15 protein-coding genes are annotated in these 15,475 nt (G+C 62.0%); 5 read left to right on the top strand and 10 right to left on the bottom strand.

Features of this window, described 5'->3' with window-relative positions; translation table 11 throughout:
• Together RM2_RS21615 and RM2_RS21610 are read left to right on the top strand one after the other, a co-directional pair.
• Positions 1–261: IS30 family transposase (locus RM2_RS21615; RefSeq protein ID WP_139277879.1), on the top strand; the 261-nt coding region annotated here is incomplete at its 5' end.
• A gap of 114 nt (positions 262–375) precedes the next feature.
• The gene (locus RM2_RS21610) at positions 376–645 is read left to right on the top strand and encodes a hypothetical protein (protein WP_072691555.1); all 270 of its coding nucleotides are present in this window, start codon (positions 376–378) and stop codon (positions 643–645) included.
• A gap of 8 nt (positions 646–653) precedes the next feature.
• On the opposite strand, the gene RM2_RS21605 is transcribed toward RM2_RS21610, so the two are convergent.
• From RM2_RS21605 to RM2_RS21575, 7 genes are all read right to left on the bottom strand, one after another.
• A complete protein-coding gene (locus RM2_RS21605) occupies positions 654–1,148 on the bottom strand; it encodes a nuclear transport factor 2 family protein (protein WP_072691554.1) in 495 nt (164 codons plus the stop codon).
• A gap of 44 nt (positions 1,149–1,192) precedes the next feature.
• Complete coding sequence (locus RM2_RS21600; protein ID WP_072691553.1) at positions 1,193–1,678, bottom strand: nuclear transport factor 2 family protein; 486 nt, start codon at positions 1,676–1,678, stop codon at positions 1,193–1,195.
• Positions 1,679–3,354: 1,676 nt separating this feature from the next.
• The gene (locus RM2_RS21595; RefSeq protein WP_072691552.1) at positions 3,355–4,809 is read right to left on the bottom strand and encodes an MFS transporter; all 1,455 of its coding nucleotides are present in this window, start codon (positions 4,807–4,809) and stop codon (positions 3,355–3,357) included.
• Positions 4,810–4,895: 86 nt separating this feature from the next.
• On the bottom strand, positions 4,896–5,465 hold the full coding sequence (locus RM2_RS21590) for a TetR/AcrR family transcriptional regulator (RefSeq protein ID WP_072691557.1): 570 nt from the start codon (positions 5,463–5,465) through the stop codon (positions 4,896–4,898).
• Between the two features lie 29 nt (positions 5,466–5,494).
• On the bottom strand, positions 5,495–6,103 hold the full coding sequence (gene recR, locus RM2_RS21585; RefSeq protein ID WP_072691551.1) for a recombination mediator RecR: 609 nt from the start codon (positions 6,101–6,103) through the stop codon (positions 5,495–5,497).
• A 9-nt stretch (positions 6,104–6,112) separates the two neighbouring features.
• Positions 6,113–6,454, bottom strand: coding sequence for a YbaB/EbfC family nucleoid-associated protein (locus RM2_RS21580; protein ID WP_072691550.1), 342 nt, complete (start codon positions 6,452–6,454; stop codon positions 6,113–6,115).
• Positions 6,455–6,502: 48 nt separating this feature from the next.
• On the bottom strand, positions 6,503–6,937 hold the full coding sequence (locus tag RM2_RS21575; RefSeq protein ID WP_072691549.1) for an SRPBCC family protein: 435 nt from the start codon (positions 6,935–6,937) through the stop codon (positions 6,503–6,505).
• 266 nt (positions 6,938–7,203) lie between these two features.
• Here RM2_RS21575 and RM2_RS21570 point away from each other — a divergent pair, with 266 nt between their 5' ends.
• Together RM2_RS21570 and RM2_RS21565 are read left to right on the top strand one after the other, a co-directional pair.
• Entirely contained in the window at positions 7,204–8,682 is a 1,479-nt protein-coding gene (locus RM2_RS21570) for an FAD-binding oxidoreductase (RefSeq protein ID WP_072691548.1), read from the top strand.
• Complete coding sequence (locus tag RM2_RS21565) at positions 8,679–9,980, top strand: class I SAM-dependent methyltransferase (protein WP_072691547.1); 1,302 nt, start codon at positions 8,679–8,681, stop codon at positions 9,978–9,980. Before RM2_RS21570 ends, RM2_RS21565 begins: the two co-directional genes overlap by 4 nt.
• 152 nt (positions 9,981–10,132) lie before the next feature.
• Here the strand turns inward: RM2_RS21565 and RM2_RS21560 are convergent, their stop codons facing one another.
• Positions 10,133–12,271, bottom strand: a complete 2,139-nt coding sequence (locus RM2_RS21560) for a 3-hydroxyacyl-CoA dehydrogenase NAD-binding domain-containing protein (protein ID WP_072691546.1) — start codon at positions 12,269–12,271, stop codon at positions 10,133–10,135.
• An 87-nt stretch (positions 12,272–12,358) separates the two neighbouring features.
• Positions 12,359–13,573, bottom strand: coding sequence for an acetyl-CoA C-acetyltransferase (locus RM2_RS21555; RefSeq protein ID WP_072691545.1), 1,215 nt, complete (start codon positions 13,571–13,573; stop codon positions 12,359–12,361).
• A 237-nt stretch (positions 13,574–13,810) separates the two neighbouring features.
• Between RM2_RS21555 and RM2_RS21550 the strand changes: the two genes are divergently transcribed.
• The gene (locus tag RM2_RS21550) at positions 13,811–14,236 is read left to right on the top strand and encodes a DUF8021 domain-containing protein (protein WP_245814087.1); all 426 of its coding nucleotides are present in this window, start codon (positions 13,811–13,813) and stop codon (positions 14,234–14,236) included.
• Between the two features lie 64 nt (positions 14,237–14,300).
• Here RM2_RS21550 and RM2_RS25440 read toward each other — a convergent pair.
• The coding region (locus RM2_RS25440) for a GMC oxidoreductase (protein ID WP_072691544.1) at positions 14,301–15,475 on the bottom strand (1,175 nt) is incomplete at its 5' end.

Here is a 15,475-nt window from a genome sequence, read left to right as displayed (position 1 = left end):
CACGCGGAGTTGACCCTGGCCACGAATCTGCCGGTGTACTTCGCGCACCCGCACTCGCCGTGGGAGCGGCCGACGAACGAGAACACCAACGGGTTGATCCGTGAGTACTTGCCCAAGGGCATCGAGATCACCGATCACCAGCCCTACCTCGACGCGATCGCCGACGAGCTCAACGATCGGCCCCGTGCCGTCCTCGGCTACCGAACTCCACGGGAAGTGTTCAGCAAGCTACTCGTTGACTCCGTTGCTTCCACGGCATGACACCGCCCTCTCCGGCCCTGAGGAAATGCGTCCCCACGTCTGTTCCGGGCATGGTGAGGAGTCCCGGAGCATGATGAACGCTGGGGCCTGACGTGGGCAAGTTACGCGGCGTTGATGGCGGGGCGTTCGCGGATTCGAGGTGTCATCCTCCGCGAACATCTCGATCTGATCGGAGATGACCTTCGCGAGCGAATCGAATACGGCGAATGCGATCGCATGTTGTCGTTCACCGTCACGGTCGAGGTCTCGGCTGTCGATCAGGACACAGATATCCGGTTCACCGGGTTCCCAGAAGATCGACTCGTCGACATTGACTTCGCGCTTCACCCACAACCCGAAACCGCCGCTCAGGGCTACATCGTCACGATTTTGCCGGAACCCTGAAACTACCCCTAGGCAATTTTGCTTTCATATTCAGGGCGATCATGGACAAATTGCTGCAGTTTTTGAGCCGCTTTCTTCTGCAGGGTTCTCTTGAAGAGTGGAGTCCAGCCCAACAGCCATCCGAGTGGGCCAAAAGCCATCCGACACCATCGATAGAGATCAAAGCTGTCTTCATGCTTGACAATTTTGCCGTTCTTGAATTCAAAGGAGGCATAGATGATATTGTCCTGTACCATTCTTCCCGTTTGAGAAAACAAATAGTTGCCAATCCACCTAGCTCGTCCTCTAGATTCGTCCGCTTCCACACTGTCATAAGTCAATTTCATCTTCGGATTACCGCCGATCAGCATATGCCACATCGCAGCAGGTTCTTTGCCCGATAGACTCGGAAATACATGGTCCGTAAATGTAGCATCCTTGCCATAGCATGATTTGACAACTTCGAAGTCTCTGTCTTGCAGAGCTGTATATAGCGTATGTATCAATTGTTCGTTTTGATTCACGTGATATCGTTCCCCTTTTTCTGAAAGACTCTGAACAAGCTGACTCAGCTCCCATATTCAGGGTGGTCATGAATGAATTTTGGCAGCAATCCAGCCGCTTGTTTCTGCAAACTCTTCTTGAAGAGGGGTGTCCAGCCTAGTAACCACCCCGTTGGGCCCAAAGCCATTCGAGACCATCTGTATAGATCAAAACTGTCTTCATGTCTAATGATTTTTCCGTCTTTGAATTCAAAGGAGGCATGGATGATATTGTTCCTTACACTTCTCCCCGTTTCCGAGAAGGTGTAGTTGCCAATCCACCTAGCGCCTCCTCCGAATTCGTCTGCTTTAACGCTGTCATAGGATAATTCGAGCGTAGGAGTACTGCCAATCATCATATGCCACATTGCGGCAGGTTCTTTGCCGGACAAATTTGGGAATATATTGTCAGAAAACGTAGCGTTTTCATGATAACACGATTTTACAACTTCGAATTCTTTGTTCTGTATAGCCGTATACAGCGTATGTATCAATTGTTCGTTTTGATTCACGAAACCCGTACTTTCCACTTAGATAATATCGGAGACATTCTTGTTTGATCCATCGGCAGAAGACAACAAAAAGGAGGATATTGTCGGGCGGTGCACGCGGACTGTGAGGCCGCGGATCGACGCCGCCCGACAGTCCTCGACTTTTTCACGGGTGGGACGTTCGGGTCGTGATGTTAGCCCAGCTCCTCGGCAAAATCGCACAATTCCACGTCAGATGGACAGAAGGAGTTCGACCGGGCAAGTGTGGGTCTCGGCGCGTGGTGGCGTAGCGTTGCGGCGATACCAAAGTGGCCGGCCAACCGTAGATCGCCGCAGCGACCGTGCACGCCCTCGATCGTCGCCTCGCCGACGTTTCACCCACAACCCAAAACGGCCGCCCAAGGCTACATCGGCACGACTCTGCCGGAACCCTGGTCCAAGTGTCACAGCCATTTATCTGGAATTCGAAATCGCTATCCAAAATGGTGACCGTAATCGGACCTGCGCTCGAACCATTTTCTCTAATTTGCCCACCAACGGTACCGCCAAGAGTTCCGATTGGAAATCCGCCGTCGGAGACTATCCAACCGCATACGGGGTTTCCGTCTGCATCTCTAGGAGTGTTCGATCTCGGATCGAGAGGTTCTACACCACCATTAGTTCTCCAAGTCCCAGGTTCTAGAAATCCCTGAATGCCCTGACTGCCGGCAATGGAGGTATCGTCTGGTGAACCATTCTTTATCACCGCAAGCTGGCGGGGGCCTGAAAAGGCCAGCAGCGATGGAAGGAATGGTGTCAGTGAAAACGGGAAGACCTTGTGATGTCTGTGTGTCTGCACTTGCCACACCTATCGGTACAACCGATAGGTGTGGACTATTAGTGAAGACACAATCAAGGATCTGCGGTCAAACATACTCAAGAGCAATCTCCTGACTAGCACGTAGACGGCGAGGACAATTTATATCTGCGGCCGGAGACAATGTCAACAGGATTGGGACTTCTTGAACAACGGTTGACCTGATCGTGGTTCGACTACGAGACCCGGGACAACCTCCCGAACCTCTACGTTGCGCTCGGCGTCACGGTGAACAACGAACGCGACAATCTCCGTTTGTGGGCCGGCCGCGCCCGTCTGCTCGTTGTGTTCCGACGATCGGGGGATACACGGATGGCCTCATATTGGGTCTGATCGGGGAGGACGCGGCCCGTATCATCGCCGCAGCGACCGTGCCCGCCCTCGATCACCGCCTCGCCGACGTTTCACCCACAACCCAAAACCACCGCTCAAGGCTGCATCGTCACGACCTTGCCGGAACTCTGATGGTTTCGGCGTGCAAGTCGGCGCGCAGTGCCGCTTCGATCGTCTCAACCGATGATTGGGTGCAGACATCGATCACGTTGTACTTCACGGCACTCAACCCGTGGGATCACTTCCGGCGCAGAACTTGGATGCGAATGCACCTCGACCGAGCGTCCGGCGCAACCAAGTGCGAGAGCATTCCCACTTTTCTGATCCCACACAGCCGCCGTCGAATTCACGCGGGTCCACACACCGAATGGGTAGAAAAGCAACTGCCCCCAGACAGGGGTTCGGCCGGGAATGCCTCAGCATTCTCGGCCGGATCTCTGCTTCTCGAGTTTTCTCTGCTCACAGGTACATTCCTCGATCCGCATTTCCCACCATACGCGCGAGTGGTCTACGTCACAAGTGGCTCTGCGGGACTCTTCTCCGCGCGGTCGTGTCCCGGTAGCGCCAGGGCGACCATGAATACCAGGGCCGCCAGCACCGCGCAGACCCCGTAGGCGAGCGAGAATCCGGCCGGTGATGCAACCCCGCCCACCATGCTCGCTGCGAGGACGGTCGCGACAACCGCACTGCACATGGTGGTGCCGACCGTCCGCAGCAGCACGTTGACGCCGTTGGCGGCGGCCATCTGCGATGCCGGCACGGCCCGGACGATCAGCATCGGCAGCGTGCTGTACACCAACGCGGTGCCGACCGCCGCGAATGCGAGGGCGGCGATCACCATCCACAGCGGCTTGTGTGGAACCGCGTGCACCACGTAGCCGACAACGAGACACGCACCGCCCACCAGGATCGTCACCTTGGGGCCGTAGCGTCTAGACACCCGGACGCCGACCTGGGCGAAGATGATCATCGACAGACTCGTCGGTAGCTGGGCCAGCGCCGCCTCGAGGATCGTCAGGCCGTAGCCGGCGTCTCCGCCAGGTGCCTGCAGTTGTTGAGTGGTGATCAGAGCGTTTCCGTAGAAAGCGAACCCCACGAGGAGCGCGGTCACGTGCGGCAGCAGCAGAGACCGACGTCCCGACGCACGTAGGTCGACGAGCGGATTCCGATTCCGCATCTGCTGAAATCCCCACAGCGCGAACAGGAACACAGAAGACGCGAACATCCCCAGCACAGCGGGACTGCCCCAACCCCACGAGCTGCCCTGCGTGATCGGGACGAGCAGGCAGACGAGGGCCGCGGTCAGGCCGACCGCGCCGACGCCGTCGAAACGTCCCCCGGATCGAACGTCGGACTCGCGGATGAACAGCGCCGCCGCCGTGGTGACAGCCAGGCCGATCGCCGCGATGACCCAGAACAGGACGTGCCAGTTGGAATACCTGGCAATGGCGGCCGCGAACGGAATCCCGAGAGCCGTGCCTATTCCGAGGGACGAGCTCATCATCGCGATGGCTGGGTCGACCTTCTCCCGGGGCAATTCGTCGCGGAGAATCGAGATTCCGACCGGGATGACGGCGGCGCCCGCCCCCTGCAGCCCTCGCGCGAAGATCAGCACCGCGATGTCCGATGTCACCGCGCAGATCACCGCGCCTAACGTCATGACGACCAGGGCGACGAGCAGCATCCGCTTCTTGCCGAACATGTCGGCGAGACGCCCAAAAATCGGTGTTATCACCGCGCCGACGAGAAGAGTGGTGGTAATGAGCCAGGACACGGACGTCTGACTCGCCCCCGTGAACGACGGCATGCTTGGCAGAAGAGGCACCATCACGGTCTGCAGGACAGCCTGAAACACACCTGCAAAGGCAAGGATCGGAAAGAGTGCCCGAGATCCGCGCGACGAACCCTGATCGGCGTATCGCTCCTGGAGCGCGGAGGTGGGGTGCGTCGACGGCGTCGTCAAGTGCCCTCCCCCGCACACAGCTGGTAAATGATTGTTCACCACATTAGGTGAACAATCATTTACCTTGCAAACCGAGTAGTGCGCTCTCAGCCGTCGAGCAACTCCTGCACTAGTGGCGCGTAGTACGCCACCACATCGTCCGGGGTGCCGGTCGCGTGTTCCTGCATCATCCTGCGACGCATGATCGCGAGCCCGGTCAGCATCGACATCACCAGTTCGGCCCGCAGCCGAGAATCCATTCCGGTCAGTCGTTCGGCGAGCGCGTCGACCATCTGCGACGAATAGTTGGCACGCAGCTTGCGGCTGCTCTCTTCGCTGGGCCCGCTCATGAACAGGATGCTCATCGACAGCGGTTTGTACGGTTCCAGCGGACGCGCGAACAGCGACACCATCCGCGCGCCGAGCCCGTCCAGCGGCCCGCCGAACACCAACTCCGCGGCTGCGCGAAAATCGACGAGCGCATCGAACAACTGCTCCTTGGACCCGAAGTACTTGATGATCAGCGGCGCGCTGACCCCTGCTTCCTCGGCTATCTCCTTGAGCGTGATCTCGCGGTACGGACGCGTCGCAAACGCCCGCCCGGCGGCGTCGAAGATCATCGACCGCGACTGCTCGGCCGTTCGCTTCGACGGAGAGGGCGTGCTCTGGCCCGACATCCCCGCGTCTGAGATCCCCGCGTCTGAGATCACAGGGTGCGTCTTCCCGACAACGCCCGGCCCAGCGTGAGTTCGTCGGCGAACTCGAGATCGCCGCCCATGGGCAGACCTGATGCGATCCGGCTGACGGTCAGACCGGGGAAGTCTCGGAGCATCCGCACGAGGTACGTCGCGGTAGCCTCCCCCTCGGTGTTGGGATCGGTTGCGATGATCACCTCGGCGACATCGACGCCATCCTCTTGATTGCCGATGCGCGCAAGCAACTCCCGAATGCGGAGTTGGTCTGGCCCGACACCCGACAGCGGGTCCAGGGCACCGCCGAGCACATGATAGCGGCCCTTGAACTCACGTGTCCGCTCCACTGCCTGCACATCTTTCGGCTCCTCCACCACGCAGATCACGGTGCGGTCGCGGCGCGGATCGGCGCAGATGCGGCACTGCTCCCCGTCGGAGACGGTGCCGCACACAACGCAGAACTGGACGCCGTCACGCACCCGCTGCAGGGCGCTCCCGAGCCGGTCAATTTCGGGCGGTTCGACGCTGAGTAGGTGGAACGCGATGCGCTGCGCGCTCTTCGGCCCGATACCGGGCAGCTTGCCGAGTTCGTCGATCAGATCCTGAACCGGACCTTCGTACACGGCGGTCCTCTAGAACCCGGGGAGACCGGGCAGGCCTCCCCCGCCGAATCCGCCCGCGAGCGGACCGAGCTTCTGCGCCGCGATCTCCTGTGCCTTGCTCGACGCGTCCTCGATGGCGCCGATCACGAGGTCCTGCAGAGTCTCGATGTCGTCGGGATCGACGACCTTGGGATCGATCTTCAGACCGATCACTTCACCGGTCCCCTTGACTGTCGCGGTCACGAGCCCCCCGCCGGCCTGCCCGGTGACCTCGGCTCCGGCCATCTCCTGCTGGGCGGCCATCAGTTGCTGCTGCATCTGCTGCGCTTGCGCGAGAAGCTGTGACATGTCGGGTTGTCCACCTGGTTGCACTGACGTGGTCCTTTCTGCGGTTTCCTGCCAGCGTAGACGGTGGACGCCTCAGGCGAGTTCGCGCTCGAGCTTCGCTAGCACCTGCGCCTGAATCTTCTCGAGGCCGCGCGGCGCGAAAGTTCTCTCGAAGAACCCGCCGACGCCGCCGGCGCCCCTCCATCTGGTGGTCATGGTCACCGTCGAACCCTTTCCGCTCGGCGCCACCGCCCAGGTGGTGACGAGCGAGGAGTTCGAATCCGCCTCCGTGATCGTGTTGCCCGACACCGAAACCGTGGCCTCGACGTCACGCGACCGCTTCTCGGTCGCCTTCAGCGTCCACCGCGCCACCGTTCCGTCGCCCTGCCCGCCCTCGACGACGCGGTAGTCCAAGTACTGCCCACCGAGAATGCGCGGGCGCACCGATTCGTAGTCCGTCAAAGCCGCGAGCGTCTCCTCCGGGGTGGCTGCGACGGTGATCGAGTTGCTTGCGCTGACCTGGCCCACTGTGACGACTCCTCTTACTGAACGGTTTGTCCGACGCGCTTTCCCCTCATCCTGCCCGGGGAGTGCTCCGGCGGACGACTACGCCACTGTCCACTGTGAGTTAGTTCACCAACCCTCGAACTCGCCGACCACCGGACTCGACACCGCGAATCAATACGACAATTGGGTCAATCTTCCGGGGTCCGGGCCGATATGCGTGACGTAAATCCGCGCAGACATATAACGTCAGAGGTGTGGCTGCCTCTTCGGTCGAATTACTGAAAAGCATGCGGGAGGGTAGACGTCCCTTCGGTGTCGTCGGGCGCCGACTTCGTCGAGGTGCGCATCGAAGTCCGTCCCTCACCGGACTCGACGCACACCGCGCCGGCGTCGAGCGTCTCCTCGCCTCCTATCGCGCAATCCCCTCGAACGCCGACGTGCGACTGGCGAAGAAAACGTCCAATCTCTTCCGGGCCCGTGCACAGACCCGCGCGCCCGGCCTCGACGTCTCCGGTCTGGACGGAGTCATCTCCGTCGATCCGCTGGCACGTACCGCCGACGTCGCCGGAATGTGCACATATGAAGATCTGGTCGACGCCACCCTGCCGTACGGACTGGCGCCGCTGGTGGTTCCGCAACTCAAGACCATCACGCTCGGCGGTGCCGTCACCGGCCTCGGCATCGAGTCGACGTCCTTCCGCAGTGGCCTCCCGCACGAATCGGTCCTCGAAATGGACGTCCTGACGGGCAGCGGCAACATCGTCACTGCGATTCCCGAGGGCGAGAACGCCGACCTGTTCTGGGGGTTCCCGAATTCCTACGGAACACTCGGCTACTCGACACGATTGCGAATTCAACTCGAACCGGTCAAACAGTTTGTGGCACTGCGTCATCTACGTTTCGATTCCCTCGACGAACTGCAGATGGCCATGGACCGGATCGTGAACGATCGCGTCCACGACGGCATCGCCGTCGACTACTTGGACGGCGTGGTCTTCACCGAAACCGAAAGCTACCTGACCCTTGGCCACCAAACCGACGAGGTCGGCCCCCTCAGCGACTACACCGGTAGCAGCATCTACTACCAGTCGATCCAGCACGCATCCGTGAATTGTCCTAAAACGGATAAACTTGCCATTCGAGACTACCTGTGGCGCTGGGATACCGACTGGTTCTGGTGCTCGCGTGCGTTCGGCGCCCAAAATCCGACCATTCGCCGGCTGTGGCCGAAGAGACTTCTCCGTAGCAGTTTCTACTGGAAACTCATCGCCCTCGACCACAAGTACGGCATTGGTGATCGACTCGAGAAGCGCGCGGGCAATCCGCCGCGTGAACGCGTCGTCCAGGACGTCGAAGTCCCCATCGAGCGCACCGCGGATTTCGTTCGCTGGTTCCTGGCGGAGATTCCGATCGAACCGTTGTGGATGTGTCCATTGAGGTTGCGGGAACCCGCCCCCGCGGGAGCATCCTCACAGCGCCCCTGGCCCCTGTACCCCCTGGAACCGAAGCGCACCTACGTGAACATCGGATTCTGGTCATCGGTGCCGCTCGTTCCGGGTAATCCGGAGGGGGCAGCGAATCGGCTGATCGAGGACAAGGTCACCGATTTCGAAGGACACAAGTCCCTCTACTCCGACTCGTACTACTCACGAGAAGACTTCGAACGGCTCTACTACGGAGGCGATCGATACACGGAACTGAAAAGACACTACGACCCGGATTCACGGTTACTGGACCTATTCTCCAAGGCGGTGCAACGTCGATGACAACTCTGAGAGCTTCAGGCTCCCCCGAAGACAAGCTGGCCATCGCAGAGATTTTGGAAACTCTGTCCGACGGCGATCTCCCCGTGCGATTCTCCGCATACGACGGCAGTGCCGCCGGCCCTGAAGATGCTCCCTACGGCCTACATCTCAAGTCCACCCGTGGCACGACTTACCTGGCTACGGCTCCGGGTGACCTCGGCATGGCCCGCGCGTACGTGGCCGGCGACCTCGAGGCGAGCGGCGTCCACCCCGGTGACCCGTACGAGATCCTTCGGGTGATGGGCGACAAGCTGCAGTTCCGTCGCCCGTCCGCGAAGACGCTCGCGACCATCACCCGGTCGCTCGGCTGGGATCTGCTGCGCCCCATCGCGCCCCCTCCACAGGAGCACCTGCCACGGTGGCGTCGGGTCGCAGAAGGACTGCGGCACTCCAAGTCTCGTGACGCCGAAGCGATCCACCACCACTACGACGTCTCGAACACCTTCTACGAATATGTCCTCGGGCCGTCCATGACGTACACGTGCGCGTGCTACGACAACGCCGACCAGACGCTCGAAGAGGCACAAGACAACAAGTACCGCCTCGTGTTCGAGAAACTCGGCCTCCAGCCCGGCGACCGACTGCTCGACATCGGTTGTGGCTGGGGCTCTATGGTCCGGTACGCGGCCCGGCGTGGCGTCAGGGTCATCGGTGCCACATTGTCTCGCGCCCAAGCCGACTGGGCGCAGAAGGCCATCGCGGAAGAAGGCCTGTCCGAACTCGCCGAGGTGCGGTTCACCGACTACCGCGACGTCCCCGAGACGGGATTCGACGCCATCTCGTCGATCGGCCTGACCGAGCACATAGGCGTCGACAATTACCCGGCCTACTTCAGCCTGCTACAGAGCAAACTCCGCGATGGCGGCCGGCTGCTGAACCACTGCATCACCCGGCCCGGCAACAAGAGCCAGGCACGTGCCGGCGGCTTCATCGACCGATACGTCTTCCCGGACGGGGAGCTCACCGGCTCCGGGCGGATCATCTCCGAGATCCAGAACGTGGGCCTCGAGGTCCGGCACGAGGAGAACCTCCGCGAGCACTACGCACTGACCCTCGCCGGTTGGTGCCAGAACCTCGTCGACCACTGGGACGCCTGCGTCGCTGAAGTCGGAGAGGGAACCGCCCGCGTCTGGGGCCTGTACATGGCCGGCTCACGACTCGGGTTCGAGCGCAACGCCGTTCAACTCCACCAGGTCCTCGCCGTCAAGCTGAGCCCCAATGGTGAGTCACAAGTCCCCCTCCGCCCGTGGTGGACGTAGGCAACCCTGGTGTGATGCCGGGACCCCCGACCGGTCCCGCATCACACCAGGGAAGAGACTTGACCTGCGGATGGCTCCCGAATTGGGGAGGACAACTCCGGCTGTGCATGGTTGACGAATCCGCAAACTCGCCAACCATGCACGCCTGGCCGTTACTTCAGTGAAGCCGGCGGGGTGAAGCGCTCACCGTATTTGGCGGCGAGTTCTTCAGCGCGCTTGACGAAGCCGGCTTGGCCGCCTTCGTAGCCCTGAATGTACTGCGACACACCGCCGGTCCAGGCTGGGAAGCCAATGCCCATGATCGAGCCGATGTTGGCGTCGGCCGTGGTGAGAAGCACGCCCTCGTCGAAGCACTTCTGCGTCTCGATGGCCTCGATGAACAGCATGCGCTCGACGAGATCCTCGAATGGGGCCTCGAGTTCCTTGGAACCGAAGGTCTCCCGCAGCCCGGGCCACAGGCCGGTGCGCTTGCCGTCGACGTAGTCGTAGAATCCAGCCCCGCCGAGCTTGCCCTTGCGGTCGTACTTCTCGACGAGAGTGTTGATGACCTCGCCCGCGGCGTCAGCAGGCAGTTCCCTACCCGCAGCCTTGGCAGCCTGCGCCGTCTCCTTGCGGATCTTTTGCATCAGCGTGAGGTTCAGCTCGTCCGACAGTTGCAGCGGTGCCGCCGGGTAGCCGGCCTGCATTCCTGCCTGCTCGATGGTGGCGGGTTCGATACCCTCCGCGAGCATGCCGATCGCCTCGTTGATGAACGTGCCGATGACGCGCGAGGTGAAGAAGCCACGCGAGTCGGTGACGACGATCGGGGTCTTCCGAATGGCCTGGACGTAGTCGAATACCCGGGCCAGCGCCTCGTCAGACGTCTTCTCGCCGCGGATGATCTCCACGAGAGGCATCTTGTCGACGGGTGAGAAGAAGTGGATTCCGATGAAGTCCTCTTGCCGCTTCACACCCGTCGCGAGGCCGGTGATCGGCAGAGTCGACGTGTTCGAGCCCAGCAACGCCTTGGGATCGACGATGTCTTCGATCTCCTGGAACACCTTGTGCTTGAGTTCCTGGCTCTCGAACACCGCCTCGATGACGAAGTCGACACCGGCGAAGTCGGCCGGGTCGGCGGCCGGCTTGATCCGGCCGAGTAGGGCCTTCGACTTCTCTTCGGTGGTCTTGCCGCGCGAGAGTGCCTTGGCCTCGATGGCCTCGGAGTATGCCTTGCCCTTGTTCGCGGCCTCGAGGGTGACGTCCTTCAGGACGACGTCGAAGCCTGCCTTCGCCGACACGTACGCGATTCCGGCGCCCATCATTCCGGCACCGAGCACGCCGATCTTGGTGATCGGGGTCTTCCCGATACCGTCCGGGCGGGAGGCGCCGGAGTTGATTGCCTGCAGATCGAAGAAGAACGCCTGGATCATGTTCTTCGCGACCTGACCGGTGACCAGTGACGTGAAGTATCGCGCCTCGATGAGGAGCGCGTTGTCGATGTCCACCTGCGAGCCCTCGACGGCGGCGGCCATGATCGCGCGCGGAGCCGGCATGGGTGCGCCCTTGAGCTGCTTGCGCAGGTTCGCGGGGAATGCGGGGAGGTTGGCTGCGAGGCCCGGGCTGGACGGGGTGCCGCCGGGGATCCGGTAGCCCTTGACGTCCCACGGCTGTACGCCGCCCTCGGGGTTGTCCTTGATCCACGCCTTCGCCGCGGGTACCAGTTCGCCGATCGAGGCCACGACCTCGTCGACGAGTCCGACCTCCTTGGCCTGCACGGGTCCACGCTGCTGACCCTGCAGGAGCACCTGCATGAGCGCGTTCTGCAGACCCAGCAACCGGACGGTGCGCACCACGCCGCCCCCGCCGGGCAGCAGGCCGAGGGTGACCTCGGGAAGCCCGATCTTGACGCCCTTCACGTCCGCGGCGATGCGGTGATGCGTAGCCAGGGCGATCTCGAGGCCACCACCGAGGGCGGCGCCGTTGATGGCGGCAACGACAGGCTTACCGAGGGTTTCCAGCCGGCGCAGATCCTGCTTGATCGCAACGCCGTGGCCGTACACCTCGGCGGCGTTCTCGGGGCCGACCTTGATCATGTTCTTGAGGTCGCCACCCGCGAAGAACGTCTTTTTGCCGGAGGTGATGACGACACCGGTGATGGAGTCCTTCTCGTCGACGAGGCGGTCGACGGTCGCCTTCATCGAGGAGATGTAGGCGTCGTTCATTGTGTTCGCGCCCTGGTTGGGATCGTCGATGGTGAGCACGACAATGCCGTCGGCGTCCTGCTCCCAGTTGATGATGTTCTGCTCGCTCACTGCTTCAAGTCTCCTGGTAGTCCTAGTTGGTGGAAGGACGTCGGTGGAAGGACGTTGGTGGAAGGACGCTGCTGGAAGGACGCTGCGTCAGACGCGCTCGATGACGGTGGCGACACCCATGCCGCCGCCGATGCACAAGGTGATGAGGGCGTACCGGCCGCCCCGGCGCTCCAGTTCGTCGATCACCGTGCCGGTGATCATGGCGCCGGTGGCCCCGAGCGGGTGGCCCATCGCGATGGCTCCACCGTTGACGTTGAGCTTCTCGTCGGGGATGTTCAGATCCTTCTGGAACTTCAGCACCACGGACGCGAACGCCTCGTTGATCTCGACCAGGTCCATGTCGTCGATGGTCAGGCCGGCGGAGGCGAGCACCTTCTTCGACGCGGGCGTCGGTCCGGTGAGCATGATCGTGGAGTCGGCGCCGGACGTGGCGGTCGCCACGACACGGGCACGGGGGGTCAGGCTCATGTCCTTGCCTGCCTGCTCCGAGCCGACGAGCACGAGTGCGGCGCCGTCGACGATGCCGGAGCTGTTGCCGCCGTGGTGGACGTGGTTGATCTTCTCGACCCAGTGATACTTCTGCAGCGACACCGCGTCGAAGCCGCCCATCTCGCCGACACCGGCGAAGGACGGGGTGAGTCCCGCGAGGTTCTCGAGGGTTGTACCCGGGCGCATGTGCTCATCCTGATCCAGGACGGTCAGGCCGTTGATGTCCTTGACTGGGACGACCGACTTGGCGAAGTAGCCGCCCGTCCATGCCTTCGCGGCAAGGTCCTGCGAGCGGACGGCGTAAGCGTCGACGTCCTCGCGGGAGAAGCCCTCGATCGTGGCGATCAGGTCGGCGCCCACGCCCTGCGGAACGAAGTAGTTGTCGTAGTTGGTGGCCGGGTCCAGTGCCCATGCTCCACCGTCGGAGCCCATCGGCACGCGGGACATCGACTCGACACCACCTGCGATCACCAATTCGTCCCAGCCGGAGCGCACTTTCTGGGCGGCGGTGTTGACGGCCTCGAGGCCGGACGCGCAGAACCGGTTGAGCTGGACGCCACCGACGGTGTCGGGGAGTCCAGCGTCGTTGACGGCAACGCGGGCGATGTCCATGCCCTGGTCGCCGACGGGGGTGACGACGCCGAGGATCAGGTCCGAGATGCGATCTTCGTCAAGGTCGGGGAAGCGCGCGCGAAGCTCGTCGATCAGGCCGGTGACCAGCGAAATCGGCTTGACCGAGTGCAGCGAACCTGTCTTCTTTCCGCGGCCGCGCGGGGTGCGGATGGCTTCATAAATGAATGCCTCTGTGGTCACTGTGAAGTGTTCCTTCCTTATCTGCGTCGACGCCGACCGTGCACACGGCGCTCTGCACGGGGCATATCCCGGCTCTCAACCTTAGAACGCGTTGCAGAACAAGCGGAAGGACCGAAGCGATCCTGGATCGTGACCGAGCCGATCACCGGATTCGGGAAATTGTTCACAGATGGATTCGCCCCGAGTAAGAACACGTTTTGGCTACGATGCAGCATGCACATTGCCAAGATGTCGACAATGTCCCTGCTCGCTGTGACGGCTGTGGCCCTCGCGGTCCCTGCCGCAGCCTCGGCCGCACCGAACCCTGTGGACACCCCCAACGAGGCGATGGCTCGCGCCTACATCGACGCGCTCGTCAGTCACAACGCGAGCGCTGTTCGATTCACACCCGACGCCACGCGCGTCGAGGCCGGTATCCAGACGGGGTTCAACGGGCAGCAGTTGACGAACGATCTGAACCACGGAATCCAGTACAGCGTGGTCCAGAGCGTGCGGGAACTGACGATGACCGAATCAGATGACACCGTCCACTCCCGGTACCTGCTCGACGCGGGGATCGGAACGCAGCGGCTGATGACCGTCGAGATCGTCGAGACCTTCGATCTGGAGGACAACGCGCTCGACCGCATAGTCGCCATAATCTCCCCGGTCTCCGCGTCCTGACGGTCGCAGAATCTACGCGCCCGGGACCCCGTGCTCCGTCGACGGAACACGGGGCCAGTCGGTCCTAGGCGAGATCGGTGGAGATGATCTTCTCCATGTTCCGTTCGGCGAGCGCGGTGATCGTCACGAACGGATTGACACCGACGTTGCCGGGGACGAGGGAACCGTCGACGACGTACAGGCCGGGGTATTCGGGGAGGCGACCGTAATTGTCGGTCGCCGAGTTCAGCAAGCAGCCGCCCAGCGGGTGGTACGTGAAGTCGTCGCCAAACTTCTTGTAAACGCCGAACAGATCCGTTCGGTAGATCGTGCCTTCCTTCTTGTTGATCTTGTCGAAGACTGCCCTGGCCATGTCGATGCCCTTCTGATTCTGAGACACAGCCCAGGAGAGATCGACCTTGCCGGTGCTCGGATTGAACTGGAAACGAGCACGTTCGGGGTTCTTCGTGATCGCCAGGTACAGGCTGACGTAGGTCTCGAGTCCCGCGGGCAGTGGAGCGATCTCGGCGAAGATCGGCGCGGTCGGGTCGTCCCAGTTGTCGATGCCGAGGGTCGGGATCGTGGACTGCTTGGAACCGGTGGAGTGCCACATGTGGTTTGCGCGGCCGAGCATGATGTTGCCGTTGTTGCCCCAGCCCTCGCCGACCTGCGACGGCAGGTTCGGCAGATGCCCCTGCCCCTTCATCGACACGAGTAGCTTGCTGGTGCCGACACTGCCTGCGGCGAAGAACACTCGGTCCGCCGCGACGACCTTGGTGGCGACGATGTTGCCTTGTTCGTCGATCTGTTCCATCGTCACGTTGTAGCCGGCGCCGGGGGCGGGCTCGACCTTGGTGACCCGGTGCAGGGTGGTGATCGACAGCTTTCCGGTCGCCGCGGCCTGTGCGAGGTAGGTCTTGTCGAGCGACTTCTTGCCGGCGTTGTTGCCGTAGATGACCTCGCCGGCGAGCGCGGACTTCGTAACCTGACCCTCAGCCTCCCTCTTCATGTACTCGAAGTCGTACACGTTGGGCACGAACGCCGTTGAGAATCCGGATCGTTCAGCCGTCTTTCGCCCGGTGCGCGCGAACTTGTACCACGGCGTCGACTCGAACCACTCCTTGTCGATGTGGTTGACACCCAGGCCGGCGTTCGCGCGCGGGAAGAATGTGTTGTACATCTCGTCCGAGTCGACCGAGGGCAGGATCTCCTCGAAGAAGTTGCGCTTCGGCGTGACGGCCATGCCACCGTTGACGAGCG

This window comes from Rhodococcus marinonascens NBRC 14363, assembly GCF_001894885.1.
GTDB lineage: Bacteria > Actinomycetota > Actinomycetes > Mycobacteriales > Mycobacteriaceae > Rhodococcus_F > Rhodococcus_F marinonascens.
Note: the sequence above shows the minus strand (reverse complement) of the source record. Positions and strands in the feature narration are given on the sequence as shown.